14 protein-coding genes are annotated in these 16,635 nt (G+C 69.9%); 1 reads left to right on the top strand and 13 read right to left on the bottom strand.

Annotated elements, in window-relative coordinates; translation table 11 throughout:
* Positions 1-76: 76 nt before the first annotated feature.
* The 13 genes from pgi to AC07DO_RS06045 all read right to left on the bottom strand — a co-directional run bounded on the left by pgi (position 77) and on the right by AC07DO_RS06045 (position 15,495).
* Positions 77-1,729, bottom strand: a complete 1,653-nt coding sequence (gene pgi / locus AC07DO_RS06105; protein WP_479057391.1) for a glucose-6-phosphate isomerase — start codon at positions 1,727-1,729, stop codon at positions 77-79.
* A gap of 189 nt (positions 1,730-1,918) precedes the next feature.
* A complete protein-coding gene (locus AC07DO_RS06100) occupies positions 1,919-2,254 on the bottom strand; it encodes an RNA polymerase-binding protein RbpA (RefSeq protein ID WP_003957010.1) in 336 nt (111 codons plus the stop codon).
* A gap of 159 nt (positions 2,255-2,413) precedes the next feature.
* Positions 2,414-2,644 carry a preprotein translocase subunit SecG gene (gene secG / locus AC07DO_RS06095; protein ID WP_150166510.1) on the bottom strand — a complete coding sequence of 77 codons (231 nt, stop codon included), beginning with the start codon at positions 2,642-2,644 and terminating at the stop codon, positions 2,414-2,416.
* Between the two features lie 104 nt (positions 2,645-2,748).
* Positions 2,749-3,525: a triose-phosphate isomerase gene (tpiA, locus tag AC07DO_RS06090; RefSeq protein ID WP_479057390.1), complete on the bottom strand. Its 777-nt coding sequence runs from the start codon at positions 3,523-3,525 to the stop codon at positions 2,749-2,751.
* Between the two features lie 6 nt (positions 3,526-3,531).
* Positions 3,532-4,743 carry a phosphoglycerate kinase gene (locus AC07DO_RS06085; RefSeq protein ID WP_479057389.1) on the bottom strand — a complete coding sequence of 404 codons (1,212 nt, stop codon included), beginning with the start codon at positions 4,741-4,743 and terminating at the stop codon, positions 3,532-3,534.
* 101 nt (positions 4,744-4,844) lie between these two features.
* Positions 4,845-5,855, bottom strand: a complete 1,011-nt coding sequence (gap, locus tag AC07DO_RS06080) for a type I glyceraldehyde-3-phosphate dehydrogenase (RefSeq protein ID WP_055566781.1) — start codon at positions 5,853-5,855, stop codon at positions 4,845-4,847.
* Positions 5,856-6,044: 189 nt separating this feature from the next.
* The gene (locus tag AC07DO_RS06075) at positions 6,045-9,005 is read right to left on the bottom strand and encodes a M14 family metallopeptidase (RefSeq protein ID WP_479057388.1); all 2,961 of its coding nucleotides are present in this window, start codon (positions 9,003-9,005) and stop codon (positions 6,045-6,047) included.
* Between the two features lie 150 nt (positions 9,006-9,155).
* On the bottom strand, positions 9,156-10,145 hold the full coding sequence (gene whiA, locus AC07DO_RS06070; protein WP_150166515.1) for a DNA-binding protein WhiA: 990 nt from the start codon (positions 10,143-10,145) through the stop codon (positions 9,156-9,158).
* On the bottom strand, positions 10,136-11,158 hold the full coding sequence (locus AC07DO_RS06065; protein ID WP_479057387.1) for a gluconeogenesis factor YvcK family protein: 1,023 nt from the start codon (positions 11,156-11,158) through the stop codon (positions 10,136-10,138). Before AC07DO_RS06065 ends, whiA begins: the two co-directional genes overlap by 10 nt.
* The gene (gene rapZ, locus AC07DO_RS06060) at positions 11,155-12,090 is read right to left on the bottom strand and encodes an RNase adapter RapZ (RefSeq protein WP_268770561.1); all 936 of its coding nucleotides are present in this window, start codon (positions 12,088-12,090) and stop codon (positions 11,155-11,157) included. Before rapZ ends, AC07DO_RS06065 begins: the two co-directional genes overlap by 4 nt.
* A complete protein-coding gene (gene uvrC / locus AC07DO_RS06055) occupies positions 12,087-14,285 on the bottom strand; it encodes an excinuclease ABC subunit UvrC (protein ID WP_479057386.1) in 2,199 nt (732 codons plus the stop codon). Before uvrC ends, rapZ begins: the two co-directional genes overlap by 4 nt.
* Before the next feature lie 36 nt (positions 14,286-14,321).
* On the bottom strand, positions 14,322-14,951 hold the full coding sequence (locus AC07DO_RS06050; protein ID WP_479057385.1) for a L,D-transpeptidase: 630 nt from the start codon (positions 14,949-14,951) through the stop codon (positions 14,322-14,324).
* Entirely contained in the window at positions 14,941-15,495 is a 555-nt protein-coding gene (locus AC07DO_RS06045) for a SigE family RNA polymerase sigma factor (protein WP_479057384.1), read from the bottom strand. Before AC07DO_RS06045 ends, AC07DO_RS06050 begins: the two co-directional genes overlap by 11 nt.
* Positions 15,496-15,619: 124 nt before the next feature.
* Here AC07DO_RS06045 and AC07DO_RS06040 point away from each other — a divergent pair, with 124 nt between their 5' ends.
* Positions 15,620-16,567, top strand: a complete 948-nt coding sequence (locus tag AC07DO_RS06040; protein ID WP_479057383.1) for a L,D-transpeptidase — start codon at positions 15,620-15,622, stop codon at positions 16,565-16,567.
* Positions 16,568-16,635: the final 68 nt, after the last annotated feature.

Below are 16,635 nucleotides of genomic sequence, written 5' to 3'. Positions count from 1 at the left end.
TCCCGGCGGGTGACAGAGCCGAAGCAGTGTCACCCGCCGGGCGGTCCGCCCGCATCCGATTAACAAGTGGCGTTGCTCAACGGCCGCGCAGATCCCGGTACTTGGCGACCAGCGCCGTCGTCGACCCGTCCAGGTCCGGCACCTCGGCGCCCTCCGTCAGCGCGGGCTCGACGCGCTTGGCGAGGACCTTGCCGAGCTCGACGCCCCACTGGTCGAAGGAGTCGATGTTCCACACGGCGCCCTGCACGAACACCTTGTGCTCGTAGAGCGCGATGAGCTGGCCGAGGACCGAGGGGGTCAGCCCCTTGGCGAGGATCGTCGTCGTGGGGTGGTTGCCCTTGAACGTCTTGTGCGGGACGAGCTCCTCCGCGACGCCCTCGGCGCGCACCTCGTCCGGCGTCTTGCCGAACGCCAGCGCCTGGGTCTGCGCGAAGAAGTTGGCCATCAGCAGGTCGTGCTGGGCGACCAGACCGGGCAGCAGGTCGGCGACCGGCTCGGCGAAGCCGATGAAGTCCGCCGGGATCAACTTCGTGCCCTGGTGGATGAGTTGGTAGTAGGCGTGCTGGCCGTTGGTACCGGGCGTGCCCCAGACGACCGGGCCCGTCTGCCAGTCGACCTCCTTGCCGTCCCGGTCGACGTACTTGCCGTTGGACTCCATGTCCAGCTGCTGGAGGTACGCGGTGAACTTGGAGAGGTAGTGCGAGTACGGCAGGACGGCGTGCGACTGCGCGTCGTGGAAGTTGCCGTACCAGATGCCCAACAGGCCCATGAGGAGCGGCACGTTGGACTCGGCGGGCGCCGTGCGGAAGTGCTCGTCGACGAGGTGGAAGCCGTCGAGCATCTCGCGGAAGCGGTCGGGCCCGATGGCGATCATCAGGGAGAGGCCGATCGCCGAGTCGTACGAGTAGCGGCCGCCGACCCAGTCCCAGAACTCGAACATGTTGTCCGTGTCGATGCCGAAGTCGGAGACCTTCTCGGCGTTGGTCGACAGGGCCACGAAGTGCTTGGCGACAGCGTCCGGGGAGGCCTTCAGCTCGGTGAGCAGCCAGTCGCGGGCCGAGGTGGCGTTGGTGATCGTCTCGATGGTGGTGAACGTCTTCGACGCGATGATGAACAGCGTCTCGGCGGCGTCCAGGTCCCGCACGGCCTCGTGCAGGTCGGCGCCGTCCACGTTCGACACGAAGCGGACGGTGAGGCCGCGGTCGGTGAAGGAGCGCAGCGCCTCGTACGCCATCGCCGGACCGAGGTCGGAGCCGCCGATGCCGATGTTGACGACGTTCTTGATGCGCTTGCCGGTGTGACCGGTCCACTCGCCGGAGCGGACCTTCTCCGAGAAGGCGCCCATTTTGTCGAGGACGGCGTGCACGGCGGGCACCACGTTCTCGCCGTCGACCTCGATGACGGCGTCCCGCGGGGCGCGCAGCGCCGTGTGCAGGACGGCGCGGTCCTCGGTGGTGTTGATCTTCTCGCCGCGGAACATGGCGTCCCGCAGTCCGAAGACGTCGGTCGCGGCCGCCAGCTCGCGCAGGAGCGTCAGCGTCTCGTCGGTGACTAGGTGCTTGGAGTAGTCGATGTGCAGGTCGCCGACCTGGAGGGTGTACGCCGTGCCGCGCGCCGGGTCCGCGGCGAAGAGCTCTCGCAGCTGCACCTCCCCCAGCTGGTCACGGTGCTCGGTGAGCGCCGTCCACTCGGGAATCCGGTCGAGCCTGGCGCGGCTTTCTGCGTTCATCTCGGACTTCAGCCTTCTCTCGTACGTGCGTACGTTAATTGCCCCGCTGCACCCTCCAACCTAATCGATCAGGGAGCGGGATGAGATGTCCGAAACTGTCTGTCCGCACACGTACCGGAAACGTGCCGCGACAAGAAACCGGCCGGACACTTTTCGGCGTCCGGCCGGTTCCTTTGTCGTATTCAAGTGCTAGATCTCGCCCCGCAGTTTGGCGAGCGCTTCCGCGAGGATGGCCTCCCCGTCCGCGTCGCTGCGCCGCTCGCGTACATACGCCAGGTGCGTCTTGTACGGCTCGGTGCGCGGCGGGTCCGGCGGGTTGTCCCGGTCCTGACCTGCCGGAAAGCCGCAGCGGGGACAGTCCCACGTATCGGGGACCTGCGCGTCGCTGGCGAAGCTCGGCTGCGTCTCGTGCCCGTTGGAGCACCAGAAGGAGATGCGCAGTCGCGGCGCGGACTCACCGCGCTCGGCCTCGCCCATCGGCCCCGCCCCGACCCGACTTCCTCGGATCGCGTTGCCACTTGCCACGGTCGTAACTCCCTGCGTGATGGTGCTGCTGCGGGCGCCTCAGTTTACGTAAGGCCCAACGCGCGTCCAGTGTTGGGAGTTACACCCCACCCCCGGACGCAAGCCCCATGATAAGCCGCGCACGCGGGCGCGCACCGGACAAGCGACCAGTGGCTGACGCTAGTTGTTCGCCTTCATGAGAAGGCCGAGCGCGACAATGCACGCGAACCACAGCAGACCGACCACGACCGTGATGCGGTCGAGGTTGCGCTCGGCGACGGAGGAACCGCCGACGGACGACTGCATGCCGCCACCGAACATGTCGGAAAGACCGCCGCCCTTGCCCTTGTGCATCAGCACCAGCAACATCAGCAGAGCGCTGAAGACGATGAGGGCGATCGAGAACCCCATAACCACGGCTGGACCAACTTCCTCGGATCTGAATCGACGACGGGGGCCGAAGGCTTCGAGCTTCGACCCCCGTCAGGGTACGACGTAACGCCGCTAGCGCATACTCACTGGTCGCCGAAGCGAACGATCTTGACGAACTCGTCCGAGTCCAGCGCCGCGCCGCCGACGAGGGCGCCGTCCACGTCGGGCTGCGCCATGATGTCGGCGACGTTCTTCGCCTTCACGGAGCCGCCGTACTGGATGCGGACCTTGTCGGCGAGCTCCTGCGAGTACAGCTCGGCGAGGCGGCGGCGGATCGCGCCGCAGACCTCCTGCGCGTCCTCGGGGGTCGCGACCTCGCCGGTGCCGATGGCCCAGACCGGCTCGTAGGCGATGACGATGGACTCGGCCTGCTCGGCCGGGATGTCCTTCAGGCCGCCGTCGAGCTGGTTCAGCGTGTACTGGACCTGCTGGCCGGCCTTGCGGATGTCCAGGCCCTCGCCGATGCAGAGGATCGGGGTCAGACCGTGCTTGTACGCGGCCTTCACCTTGGCGTTGCAGATCTCGTCGGTCTCGTTGTGGTACTGGCGGCGCTCGGAGTGGCCCACGGCGACGTAGGTGCACTTCAGCTTCGACAGCATCGGGCCCGAGATCTCGCCGGTGTAGGCACCGGAGTCCTGCGCCGAGATGTCCTGGGCGCCGTACTTGATCTTGAGCTTGTCGCCGTCGACCAGGGTCTGCACGGAGCGCAGGTCGGTGAAGGGCGGCAGGACGGCGACCTCACAGGCCTCGTAGTCCTTGTCCGCCAGGGCGAAGGCGAGCTTCTGGACGTGGGCGATGGCCTCGAGGTGGTTGAGGTTCATCTTCCAGTTGCCCGCCATCAGCGGGGTACGCGTAGTCATCAGGTGTCAGTTCTCCAGTGCGGCGAGGCCGGGGAGCGTCTTGCCCTCGAGGTATTCGAGGGAGGCGCCGCCGCCGGTCGAGATGTGGCCGAATGCGTTTTCGTCGAAGCCCAGGTTACGGACGGCCGCGGCGGAGTCGCCGCCGCCCACCACGGTGAAGCCGTCGCAGTTGAGCAGGGCCCGGGCGACAGCGGCGGTGCCGTTCGCGTAGTCGGGGTGCTCGGCGACGCCGACCGGGCCGTTCCAGAATACGGTCTCGGCGTCCGCGATCTTGGAGGCGAAGAGCTCACGGGTCTTGGGGCCGATGTCCAGGCCCTCCATGTTCGAGGGGATGCCGTCGGCGTCCACGGTCTCGAACGTGGCCGGGGCCTTCGTCTTCAGGTCGGGGAAGTCCGTGGCGACCAGGACGTCGACGGGGAGGACGAGCTCGACGCCGTTCTTCTCGGCTCGCTCCATGTACTCCGTGACGGTCGCGATCTGGTCCTCCTGGAGGAGGGAGATGCCGACCTCGTACCCCTTGGCCTTGAGGAAGGTGTACGCCATGCCGCCGCCGATGAGGAGCCGGTCGGCCTTGCCGAGCAGCTCGTCGATGACGGCGAGCTTGTCGGAGACCTTGGCGCCGCCGAGGATGACGGTGTACGGGCGCTTCACGTCCTCGGTGAGCTTCTTGAGGACGCCGACCTCGGTGGCGATGAGGTAGCCCGCGTAGTGCGGGAGCTTCGCCGGCAGGTCGTACACGGACGCGTGCTTGCGGTGCACGGCGCCGAAGCCGTCGCCCACGTAGACATCGGCAAGGGCGGCCAGCTGATCGGCGAACTCGCCGCGCTCGGCGTCGTCCTTGGATGTCTCGCCGGCGTTGAAGCGGAGGTTCTCGACGACGGCGACCTGGCCGGGCTGCAGGCCGTTCACCGCGTCGTGCGCGGCGGGGCCGACGGTGTCCTGCGCGAACGCGACGGGCCCGCCGAGGAGTTCACCGAGCCGCTCGGCGGCGGGCAGCAGCGAGAAGGCCGGGTCCGGGGCGCCCTTGGGGCGGCCCAGGTGCGAGGCCACGACCACCTTGGCGCCCGCGTCGGCGAGGGCCTTGACGGTCGGCAGGACGGCGCGGATGCGGCCGTCGTCGGTGATGGTGGCGCCGTCGAGCGGCACGTTGAGGTCGGCGCGGACGAAGACCCGCTTGCCGTCGACTCCTTCGGCGAGAAGTTCGTCGATCGTCTTCATGAACTGGACTCCTTGGGTGGGCTGACGCGCAACAGGGCCCGGAGCGCGCGACGTTGCGCGGTCCGGACCCTGTGCTCACATCTAGGTGCCTGCTCTGGTGACTAGAGCTGACCGCCGACGAAGACGGTGAGGTCGACGAGGCGGTTCGAGTAGCCCCACTCGTTGTCGTACCAGCCGAGGATCTTCACCGTCTTGCCCTCCTGGACCATGGTCAGGGAGGAGTCGAAGGTGCAGGACGCCGGGTCGCTGACGATGTCGGACGACACGATCGGGTCCTCGGTGTAGTAGAGGATGCCCTTCAGGTCGCCGTCGTCGGCGGCCTTCTTGAACGCGGCGTTGACCTCGTCCTTGGTGACCTCGCGCTGCAGCTCGACGACCAGGTCGGTGGCGGAGCCGGTCGGGACCGGGACGCGCATCGCGATGCCGTCGAGCTTGCCCTTGAGCTGGGGCAGGACCAGGGCGGTGGCCTTCGCGGCACCGGTCGTGGTCGGAATGATGTTCTCGGCGGCGGCGCGGGCGCGGCGCAGGTCCGAGTGCGGGAAGTCCAGGATGCGCTGGTCGTTGGTGTACGCGTGGACCGTGGTCATCAGGCCCTTGACGATGCCGAAGTTCTCGTCGAGAACCTTCGCCATCGGCGCCACACAGTTGGTGGTGCAGGAGGCGTTGGAGATGACGTGGTGGTTGGCCGCGTCGTACTTGTCCTGGTTGACGCCCATCACGATCGTGATGTCCTCGTCCTTGGCCGGAGCCGAGATGAGGACCTTCTTGGCGCCACCGGCGATGTGCTTCTCGGCGTCGGCCTTCTTGGTGAAGATACCGGTGGACTCGACGACCACGTCGACGCCGAGCTGGCCCCACGGGATGTCGGCGGGGTTGCGCTCGGACAGCACCTTGATGGTGTGACCGTCGACGGTGATGGTGTCCTCGGTGTGCGACACCTCGGCCTTGAGGCGGCCCAGGATGGTGTCGTACTTCAACAGGTGCGCCGTGGTCGCGGTGTCACCCAGGTCGTTGACAGCCACGATCTCGATGTCCGCACCCTGCTCCAGCAGCGCGCGGAAGTAGTTGCGACCGATGCGGCCAAAGCCGTTGATGCCTACGCGGATCGTCACGAAACCGATCTCCTCGTTGGTACGCCGGTTTTAGACGCCGGCGAGTTGTATGGGATGTCCCCGACCGCCTCCGACCCTACCTCTCTGAGGCCTCTGAGGTGACATCGAGAGGGGCCGTTGGCGGCACAAAGGCCCGTACCCCTCAGTAGGGGTACGGGCCACCGGGACCTTGGTCCCGATTACGCAGTGTCAGCTGCGCAGATGTGCCAGGGAGGCGCCCATAAGAGCGGCCCTTTCGGCGTTCGTGGGCACGTGCTCGAAGCCGAAGCCGAGGAGCACGCTGTCACGCGCTGTGACCGCCGCGAAGGAGCGGAAGAGCTCGCCGGTCCGCGCCCAGTCGCCTGTGATATTGGGGCTTCCGGCCGGGGGCGGCGCGACGCTCCAGGAGCCGAGCGAGGACTCGAATCCCTCGGTCTCCGTGGCATTGCCGTTGATGATGATTTGTGCGTTGTCGGCGAAGAGGCCGCGGCCGCCGGTGGAGGGGTCGGTGACGGAGCTGAGCGCCACCTCGATCTTCTTGCCCGCGTAGGGGCTGAGGTCGAAGGCGACGGGCTTCCAGCCGCCGGATGAGCCGGTGAAGCTGTTCCAGGCGCCGCTGGTGCCGGACGCCGTGCAGCCGCCCGCGCCGACCGTGAGGTAGTGGCGCAGGAACGGGTGGCCGTTGACGAAGAAGCCGGCCTCGCACTCGGCGGGGACGGCGGCGGACGAGTTGCCGTTCTTGTCGGGCAGCGTGGTCCAGTCGTCGGCTCCGGTGGTGTGCGCCTCCAGGAGGCCGTGGTCGTAGCCGGGTTCCAGGTTCCAGTTGAGGGCGAGGCGCAGTTCGGGCGCGTCGGCCGCCGTGACGCCGGTCAGGTCGATGGTGCGGGTGAGCCGCTTCCAGTCCTGGTCGGCGTGGGTGGCCGAGGCCATGCCCTGGCCCTCGAAGGGTGCGTACGGGTTGGTGAGGCCGGGGTAGGAGCCCGCGGCCGCGCTCTTGAACTGCGGGAACCGCTCGGCGGGCAGCGTCTCGGAGGTGACGGCGAAGCGGCCCGCCTTGTCGAGCGGGTTGGTGTCGGCTGCGGCGAGCGGCGTGGTCACCCCGGCGAGTGCGCCGCTGCCCTTGAAGCTGGTGACGCCGGCCGCGTTGAGCCGCTGGTAGGCGCCGAGGTAGTACTGCGCGAAGTCGTCGGTGAGGGCTTCGCCGAGGTCGACGTTGCCGCCGGTGCGCTCGCCGGACTCGATGAGCTTGCCGCCCTCGTTGAGGTAGTCGCGCAGGGCGAGTTGGGTGGGCGCGCCGGGGACGGGGTCGCCGGTGTAGTGGACGACGGCGGAGAAGTGCGACAGGACGCCGAGGGGGTGCGGGACGCCCTGCTTGGCGACGTCCCAGACGGCGGCGGTGCGTCCGTTGGCCTTGATGGCGTCGACGTACTTCTGGGTCTGGGTGGCCGTCGCGCCCTCCTCGGCGACGACGACGGTGTTCGCCTTCGGGCGTTCGGCGACGGTGTAGGTGAAGTGCTCGCTCTGGGTGCGGCCCTTCTTGGCGCGCCCGGTGAACCACACCTCCACCTTGTCGCCGACGCGCGCGTTCTCGATCTCGGCCCGGTACTCGTCGAAGTGGAGGTTGTCCTCGCCGCCGTAGGTCTCGCCGCCCTTCCAGGCCTTGAGGTTCTCGTCGTGCGTGCGGCCGCCGTTGACGCGGTAGTTGAGCTCCTTGCCGCGCACCGACTTGCGTGCGGTGACGGCGACTTCCTGGTCGCCGCCGCGGGCGTAGGAGGTGGTGAAGGAGTCGGGGGTGAAGTCGGGGGCCTCGATGCCGGTGACGGAGACCGGCTGGTCGGGGTGGAGTGCGGTCTCGGCGACGGCGAGCGCGAACGGGACGTTCTTGGCGAACTCCTGCTGGATCAGCTTCTCGTCGTCCGGGAAGGTGAAGATCGAGGCGCAGTCCTCGGGCTTCCACGCGTCATTGGGGTCCACGTTCGACGCGGTCTGGCAGGTGGACATCTCCGGGGTGAACATCGAGATGCCGTTGATGTTGCCCGCGTGGCCGTCGGCCTCGCCGTTGGTGGTGTACAGCTCGGAGGAGACCTGCGGGTGGTAGCCGGGGACGGCGGGCTTCTCCGGGGTGCCGTTCAGTGCCCGGTAGAGCACGTCGTCCGGGGTCGGCGTGGCGACCTGCCAGCCCACTCCGTAGAGCAGCAGTTCGGCTGCCGAGTGGTAGTTGATGCCGTACGTGAAGCCGATGCGCTTCTGGAAGCGGTCGAGCGCCTTGGTCTCGGGCTCGGACATCGGGCCCGTGCCGCGGTAGGTCTCGGAGGACGGCTCCGGGGACGAGCCCTCGTTGTCGTAGCCCCACTTGTAGGCGAAGTTGCGGTTGAGGTCGACGCCGTCGCCCGGCGCGATCTTGCCGTCGCCGTCGATGTCGCGCAGGTTCTTGCGCCACTGGCGGTTGCCGCCGGCGGCGTGCGTGTAGTCGTAGCCGTCGGGGTTGGCGGAGAGCACGAACCACAGCTCGGTGGAGTCCACGAGCTTGGTGATGCGCTTGTCCTTGCCGTAGTTGTCCAGGTAGTGGTGCATCAGGCGGCGGGTCATCTCGGGGGTGATCCACTCGCGCGCGTGCTGGTTGGACATGTACAGCGTGGAGGGCTTGGAGCCGTCCTTGGCCTTCTTGGCGTTCTTGGAGAGCTTCAGGGCGAGGATGTCCTTGCCCTGAAGGGTCTTGCCGATGGAGACGACCTTGGTGATGCCGGGGTTCGCCTGCCCGGTCTTCACGATCTCCTCCTGGAGACCGCCCTTTCCGCTGTACGGGCGGTAGACGCCGTCCCCCGCGGCCCTGAGCCGCTTCTGCGCCGCCGCCGACACCTTGTGTTCGCTGAGCTCGACGCCCTTGCGCTCGATGGCCTCGGCCTGGCCCTCGGTCAGGTAGAGCTCGACGCGGCCGGTGCCGCTCTCGGGTGTCTGTCCTGCCAGTTCGTGGGCGTCCTGGCCGGCCTCGACGAGGATCGGGATCTGCTTCTTGGTGACGTCTGCCTGGTAGACCCGCAGAGCCGCCGGGTCGTCGGCGGCCGGGGCCTTGCCCGGGCCGTTCGCCTGGGCGGTCGGTGCGGCGGCGAGACCGCCGATGAGCAGTGCGCCGGTGGCGAGAACGGATCTCGCCTTCGCTCTTCGTCTCATGAGCCCCCCTTGCGGTTGTCCGACACAGATGTGCGGGATGCCAGGCTCGTGACAGTGCATGATCATGTCAATACAGCGGGTGAAGGCGCGCGAAAGCCGCCGGTGTCCTGTGGGACACCGGCGGCTGACGGGACGTACGGGAGCGGCGGGTCAGACCGCCATGTTGTCCGCGAGCTCCTCGCTCAGGTTGGACTCCGTGCCCGGAATGCCCAGGTCCTGGGCGCGCTTGTCGGCCATGGCGAGCAGGCGGCGGATGCGGCCCGCGACGGCGTCCTTCGTCAGCACCGGGTCCGCGAGCGCGCCCAGCTCCTCCAGGGAGGCCTGCTTGTGCTCCATGCGCAGGCGTCCGGCGGCCGCGAGGTGCTCCGGCACCTCGTCGCCGAGGATCTCCAGGGCGCGCTGCACGCGGGCGCCCGCGGCGACGGCCGCACGGGCCGAGCGGCGCAGATTCGCGTCGTCGAAGTTGGCCAGGCGGTTGGCGGTGGCCCGCACCTCGCGGCGCATCCGCCGCTCCTCCCAGGCGAGTACCGATTCGTGTGCCCCCAAACGGGTGAGCAGCGCGCCGATCGCGTCTCCGTCGCGTACGACCACGCGGTCCACTCCCCGCACCTCGCGGGCCTTGCTCGCGATCTGCAGCCTGCGCGCGGCGCCGACCAGCGCGAGCGCGGCCTCCGGGCCCGGGCAGGTCACCTCCAGGGAGGAGGAGCGGCCGGGCTCGGTCAGCGAGCCGTGGGCGAGGAACGCGCCGCGCCAGGCCGCCTCCGCGTCGCAGGTGGCCCCCGAGACCACCTGCGGCGGCAGGCCCCGGATGGGACGGCCGCGGCCGTCGACGAGACCCGTCTGGCGGGCCAGCTGGTCGCCGCCCGCGACGACCCGGACCACGTAGCGCGAGCCGCGCCTGAGGCCGCCGGGGGCCATCACGATCAGCTCGGAGCTGTGCCCGAAGATCTCCAGGATGTCCCGCTTGAGCCGCCGGGCGGCCATCGCGGTGTCCAGCTCCGCCTCGATCACGATGCGGCCGCTCACCAGGTGAAGGCCGCCCGCGAATCGCAGGATCGCCGAGACCTCTGCTTTTCTGCAGCAGGTCCGGGTGACGGGGAGCCGGGAGATCTCGTCCTTCACCGCTGCCGTCATCGCCATGGGCCGATCCTTCCATGCATCCGAAAAATACGGTCGTACGCGGCTGCCAGGAGCTCCGGGTCGTGCCTCGGAGTCCCGTCGGGCCGGGCCACCGGCGCCAGCTCGACCGTGGCACCGAGCCGCTTGGCGGCATCGGTCAGTGACTCACGGTCGGGCACGGCGGCCTCGTCGGCCAGCACCACGTCCAGGGCGAGTTTAGGGGCGTGTCGGGCCAAAACCTCCAAATGACGCTGCGGAGAGAACCCTTCGGTTTCTCCCGGTTGCGGCGCGAGGTTGAGCGAGAGGACCTTGCGGGCCTTCGTCTGGGTGAGCGCGTCGAGCAGTTCGGGGACCAGCAGATGCGGGATCACCGAGGAGAACCAGGAGCCGGGGCCGAGGACCACCCAGTCCGCGTCGAGCACGGCGGCGACCGCTTCGGGGACCGCCGGCGGGTCGTGCGGGACGACGTGCACGGACTGGACCTCGCCGGGCGTGAGGGCGACCGTGGCCTGCCCGCGCACGGTGTCCACGTCGTCGGGGCGCTCCGGGTCGTGGCCCCTGACCAGGGCCTGGAGCTCCAGTGGCACGGCCGACATGGGCAGCACGCGGCCCTGCGCGCCGAGCAGTCTGCCGACCAGGTCGAGCGCCTGCACGTGGTCGCCGAGCTGCTCCCACAGGGCGACGATCAGCAGATTGCCGACCGCGTGTTCGTGCAGCTCGCCCTTGGACTGGAAGCGGTGCTGGATGACGCGGGACCAGGTCTGGCCCCAGTCGTCGTCGCCGCAGAGCGCGGCGAGTGCCTTGCGCAGGTCGCCGGGCGGCAGCACGCCGAGCTCGTCGCGGAGCCGGCCGCTGGAGCCGCCGTCGTCGGCGACCGTGACGACGGCGGTGAGGTCACCGGCGCCGGTGATGCGGCGCAGCGCGGCGAGCGAGGCGGACAGGCCCATGCCCCCGCCGAGGGCGACCACCTTCGGCTGGGTGCCCCGCTTGCGGCCCAGTCGGCTCAGGCGGACGCTCCGGCGGTTCGGGTTCATTCGCGCCCCATGTCCCGGTGGACGATGACCGTCTCCACGCCCTCGGACACCAGGCGCGCCGCGAGCTTCTCCGACATGGCGACGGAGCGGTGCTTGCCGCCGGTGCAGCCGACCGCGATCGTCACGTAGCGCTTGCCCTCGCGGCGGTAGCCCGCGGCGATGAGCTGGAGCATCTCCGCGTACCTGTCGAGGAACTCCTTGGCGCCGGGCTGGTTGAAGACGTACGCCGCCACCTCCTCGTTGAGGCCGGTGTACTGGCGCAGCTCGGGGACCCAGTGGGGGTTCGGCAGGAAGCGCATGTCCACGACCAGGTCGGCGTCGACCGGCAGGCCGTACTTGAAGCCGAAGGACATGACGGTGGCCCGCAGCTCGGGCTCCTCCTCGCCCGCGAACGAGGCGTCCATCTTGGCGCGCAGCTCGTGCACGTTCAGGCTGGAGGTGTCGATGACCAGGTCGGCGTCGCCGCGCAGCTCGCGCAGCAGGTCGCGCTCGGCGGCGATGCCGTCGACGATGCGGCCGTCGCCCTGCAGCGGGTGCGGGCGGCGGACCGATTCGAAGCGGCGGACCAGGGCCTCGTCGGAGGACTCGAGGAAGACGATGCGCCGGGTGACGTTCTTCGACTCCAGCTCCGCGAGGGACTCGCGGAGGTTGTCGAAGAAGCGCCTGCCCCGCACGTCGACGACGACCGCGATGCGGGCGACGTTGCCCTGCGAGCGGGCGCCGAGCTCCACCATCGTGGGGATCAGCGCGGGCGGCAGGTTGTCGACCACGAACCAGCCGAGGTCCTCCAGGCACTTCGCCGCGGTGCTGCGTCCGGCGCCGGACATGCCCGAGATGATCACCAGCTCGGGAATCGCGGCGTCCGGGACGGCCGGCGTCTCCATGGGCGTGCCCGCACTCACTTGCTCTCCACCTTCGTCGTGCTCGGTCATGTCTTCTGCCCCCGTCGATCTTCCGGGGTGCCCGCGGTCACGGGCTCCCCGCTCTCATTCTCCCCGGGCCCGGCCTCGGCGGTCGGCTCCCGGTCCTCGTCGGCCGCGGCGAGCGGCTCGTCGGTAATCGGCCCGTCGGCGAGCGGCTCCTCTTCGGCTACGGCGAGCGGCTCCTCTTCGGCTACGGCGAGCGGCTCGTCTTCGGCTACGGCGAGCGGCTCGTCTTCGTCCAGGATCTCTCCGGTGGTCATGTTGACCGCGGGGGCCGCGGGTGCCGCCTGGGCGAGGGCCACCGCGATGGCCTCGGCCGTCTTGCGGCCCACTCCCGGAACCTCGCAGATCTGGTCGATTGTCGCGGACCGCAGCCGCTTCACCGAACCGAAGTGCTTGATCACCGTACGTTTCCGGGCGTCGCCGAGGCCGCGCACCTCGTCGAGCGGTCCGGCCTTGAAGCGCTTGGCCCGCTTGGTCCGCTGGTAGGTGATCGCGAAGCGGTGCGCCTCGTCACGTACCCGCTGGAGGAGATACAGACCCTCACTGGTGCGCGGCAGGACGACCGGGTCGTCCTCCTCGGGGACCCAGACCTCCTCCAGGCGTTTGGCGAGGCCGCACACCGCGATGTCGTCGATGCCGAGCTCGTCCAGGGCCCGCTTGGCGGCGGCGACCTGCGGCTGGCCGCCGTCGACCACGACGAGCTGCGGAGGGTAGGCGAACCGCTTGGGGCGGCCGTCCTCCTCGGTGGGCCCGAGGTCGGCGACCTCACCCGTCTCCTCGTCGACCCACTCCCCGCTCTTCTCCTTCTCCGCGAGGTAGCGCTTGAAGCGGCGCGTGATCACCTCGTGCATGGAGCGGACGTCGTCCTGGCCCTCGAAGCCCTTTATCTGGAAGCGGCGGTACTCGCTCTTCCTGGCGAGGCCGTCCTCGAAGACGACCATCGACGCCACGACGTCGTCGCCCTGGAGGTGCGAGATGTCGTAGCACTCGATGCGCAGCGGAACACTGTCCAGCTCCAGGGCGGTGGCGATCTCCTCCAGGGCGCGCGAGCGCGTGGTGAGGTCGGAGGCGCGCTTGGTCTTGTGCAGGACGAGGGACTGCTGCGCGTTCCGCGCGACGGTCTCCATGAGGGCCTTCTTGTCGCCGCGCTGCGGGATGCGCAGCGAGACGTTCGCGCCGCGGCGCCCGGTCAGCCACTCCTGGACCGGCTCTATGGGGTCGGGCAGCGCGGGTACGAGCACCTCCTTGGGCACGGCGTCGCCGCGCTCCTCCCCGTACAGCTGCTGGAGCGCGTGCTCGACGAGGTCGCCGCTGGTGACCGCCTCGACCTTGTCGGTGACCCAGCCGCGCTGGCCGCGCACGCGCCCGCCGCGGACGTGGAAGATCTGCACGGCGGCCTCCAGCTCGTCCTCGGCGAGGGCGATGAGGTCGGCGTCGGTGGCGTCGGCGAGGACGACGGCGCTCTTCTCCATGGCCTTCTTGAGGGCCTCGATGTCGTCGCGCAGGCGTCCCGCCCGCTCGTACTCCATCTCCTCGGCCGCTTCCGTCATCTGCCGCTCCAGACGGCGGATGTACGTGCCTGTGCGACCCGCCATGAAGTCGCAGAAGTCCTCGGCGAGTTGGCGGTGGTCCTCGGGCGTGACGCGCTCCACGCAGGGCGCCGAGCACTTGCCGATGTAGCCGAGGAGGCAGGGACGGCCGGTGCGGGTGGCGTTCTTGAACACGCCCGCGGAGCACGTACGGACCGGGAAGGCGCGCAGGAGCAGGTCGACGGTGTCGCGGATCGCCCACGCGTGGCCGTAGGGACCGAAGTAGCGCACGCCCTTCTTCTTGGCGCCGCGCATCACCTGCACGCGCGGGAACTGCTCGTTCATCGTCACCGCGAGGTACGGATAGCTCTTGTCGTCGCGGTACTTGACGTTGAACCGGGGGTCGAACTCCTTGATCCAGGAGTACTCCAGCTGGAGCGCCTCGACCTCGTTGCTGACGACCGTCCACTCGACGGAGGCGGCCGTCGTCACCATGGAGCGGGTCCGCGGGTGGAGCCCAGCCAGGTCCTGGAAGTAGCTCGCCAGGCGCTGGCGCAGGCTCTTGGCCTTCCCGACGTAGATCACCCGGCGGTGCTCGTCGCGGAATTTGTAGACCCCCGGGGCGTCGGGGATCTGTCCCGGCTTGGGGCGGTAGCTGGAAGGGTCGGCCATGTCGGACAGCCTACTGGCGGGCGCTGACAGTACGGGTCAGCGAGCGGGGCGACCGGTGCGGACGGTGATCACGTCGCCGGGTTCGACGGCGGCGTGGAACGTGCGGGCGTCGGCCGTGCGCAGGCCGATCCAGCCCTTGGTGACGTCCATGTTGCCCGGCGCCTTCTCGTTGTAGGTCAGGGCGACGACGTAGTTGGTGCCGCCGTCGGGGGTGCGCAGTTCGACGACCCAGGGCAGCGTCAGGTCGTACTTGTCGAGGCCCACGTTCCCTGCGGTCATGCGCTTCTCGGGGTACGTGGCGACGACCGTCATCCGGCCGGTGGGGGTCGGGTGCGCCGCGGTGCCCGCGGAGACCGGCAGGTCCCGGCCGTCGAGCGTCATGCGGTGCCGGGACAGGTCGACGGTGGCGACGGGGCCGCGGGCGCTGTCCGTGGCGACCGGGGCCGGTTTCCTGTGCGGACGCGGATCGTCGTCGGAGCCGGTCAGGAGTCCGGCGACGACGGTGACGGCGACGGCCGCCGTGGCGAGGGTCACTCCGGCGGCCGCGGCGCGGCGGCGGCGTCCGCGCACCACGGCCCGGCGGCGGATCTCGGAGCCGGGTACGGGGGGCGGGGTCGCGCGGTCGGCGGCCAGGTCGTGGAGTGCGGAGGTCAGGTCATCGGACACGGCCACTCTCCTTCGCGCTCCGCCCGTCGCCGCCGTCGTCGTCGCGTGCGCCGAGCGAGTCCCGTCCGTCCGGCTCGGCGGACAACCGCGCGGCGAGCGCCGCCCGGCCGCGCGAGAGGCGGGCCTTGACCGTCCCGACGGGCGAGCCGGTCTCGGAGGCTACCTGCTCGACGCTCAGGTCGCACAGGTGGTGCAGGACGACGGCGGTGCGCTGCGCCTCCGGGAGGGTGCGCAGCGCCTGCACCAGGGCGGTGTGTTCGGGGCCCGGGCCGGGGACGCGGTCGGCGGGCGGGTTCCTCCGCACCAGGTCGACCCAGCGCCGGGCCCGGCGCCAGCGGCTCACGGCGAGGCGCATGGCGACGGTGCGGATCCAGGCCTCGGGGGCCTCGTCGGCGAGGAAGCTCCGGCGGCGGTCCCAGGCCCGTACGAACGCCTCCTGGACGACGTCCTGCGCCTCGCCGTGATCACCGGTCAGCGCGTACAACTGGCCGACAAGGCGCGGGAAGGCAGCGGCGTAGAACGCGTCGAACTCGTCCTCCGTCATGCCCCGCGCCCCCGTCCGGCGCCGCCGGATCACATGTTCTGGAAACTCCCGCACTTCGCGTGCAACCCGTCGCCTCTCCCGTGCGTACAGGTCGCGTATATCGAAACACAGCCCAGGGGGAACGATGACCACAGGAATGACGACGAGACGCGCCGCGCGCGCGTGGGGGGCCGCGGTGCTCTGTTCGCTGGCGCTCGCGGGCTGCTCCGCGCAGGGCGGGGCGGACGAGGGACGGGCGTCCGACCCGAAGCCCGCGCCGACCTCGGCGGACCGGGCGGCCGCGCGGCAGGAACCCACGAAGAGGCCCGCTCCGGATCCCGCCGCCCTCAAGAACGTGCGGGTCAACGTCTCGGACGGCCAGACCGTCGGCGTAGGCATGCCGATATCGCTCACCTTCGGCCGTCCGGTGCCCGCGGCGGAACGGGCCGCGGTCGAGCGGCGCCTGAAGGTGGCGACGGACCCCGGCGTGACGGGGTCGTGGAGCTGGGTGAAGGACCGCAACCTGCACGACGGCCAGCGCGTCGACTACCGGCCGCGCGAGCCGTGGAGGCCCGGTACGAAGGTCACCGTCCGGGCGGGCTCCCGGACCACCCGGACGTTCGAGGTGGGCCGTTCGCTCGTCGCCACCGTGGACGTGCGGACGCACACCATGAAGGTGGTGAAGGACGGCAGGGCGCGCGAGGTGAAGGTGACCGCGGGCGCCCCGGGCATGGACACCTGGAACGGCACGATGGTCGTCCTCGACAAGCAGTCCCGCGTCCTCATGGACTCCCGGACCGTGGGCTACGGAAAGGCCTACAAGGACTACTACAACTACGCGGTGCACCTGACGACTTCGGGTACGTACCTGCACGAGAACCCGAACGCGAACGCCACCGCCGGGGAGAGCAACGTCACGCACGGCTGCATAGGCCTGGCCACCGACGGGACCGCGCGGCGCTTCTACGAAGAGGTGATCCCCGGCGACATCGTGCGGGTCGTCGGCTCCAAGGAGACCGTGGCGACGGGCAACGGGTACGGCGACTGGAACGTGGACTGGAAGCAGTGGCGGGCCGGGAGCGCGCTGCGCTGACAGGGTCCCGCGGTTCGGTCCGTCGGGGTACGGAGCGGCGGCCGGCGTCCCGGCCGCCGCTCCCTTGG

The sequence above is a fragment of the Streptomyces sp. NPDC045678 genome (assembly GCF_056432085.1).
Note: the sequence above shows the minus strand (reverse complement) of the source record. Positions and strands in the feature narration are given on the sequence as shown.

Coding starts and splice junctions, on each gene's coding strand:
- pgi (WP_479057391.1), bottom strand. CDS start 1,729: ATGAACGCAGAAAGCCGCGCCAGGCTCGACCGGATTCCCGAGTGGACG.
- secG (WP_150166510.1), bottom strand. CDS start 2,644: ATGGGGTTCTCGATCGCCCTCATCGTCTTCAGCGCTCTGCTGATGTTG.
- tpiA (WP_479057390.1), bottom strand. CDS start 3,525: ATGACTACGCGTACCCCGCTGATGGCGGGCAACTGGAAGATGAACCTC.
- AC07DO_RS06085 (WP_479057389.1), bottom strand. CDS start 4,743: ATGAAGACGATCGACGAACTTCTCGCCGAAGGAGTCGACGGCAAGCGG.
- AC07DO_RS06075 (WP_479057388.1), bottom strand. CDS start 9,005: ATGAGACGAAGAGCGAAGGCGAGATCCGTTCTCGCCACCGGCGCACTG.
- whiA (WP_150166515.1), bottom strand. CDS start 10,145: ATGGCGATGACGGCAGCGGTGAAGGACGAGATCTCCCGGCTCCCCGTC.
- AC07DO_RS06065 (WP_479057387.1), bottom strand. CDS start 11,158: ATGAACCCGAACCGCCGGAGCGTCCGCCTGAGCCGACTGGGCCGCAAG.
- rapZ (WP_268770561.1), bottom strand. CDS start 12,090: ATGACCGAGCACGACGAAGGTGGAGAGCAAGTGAGTGCGGGCACGCCC.
- uvrC (WP_479057386.1), bottom strand. CDS start 14,285: ATGGCCGACCCTTCCAGCTACCGCCCCAAGCCGGGACAGATCCCCGAC.
- AC07DO_RS06045 (WP_479057384.1), bottom strand. CDS start 15,495: ATGACGGAGGACGAGTTCGACGCGTTCTACGCCGCTGCCTTCCCGCGC.
- AC07DO_RS06040 (WP_479057383.1), top strand. CDS start 15,620: ATGACCACAGGAATGACGACGAGACGCGCCGCGCGCGCGTGGGGGGCC.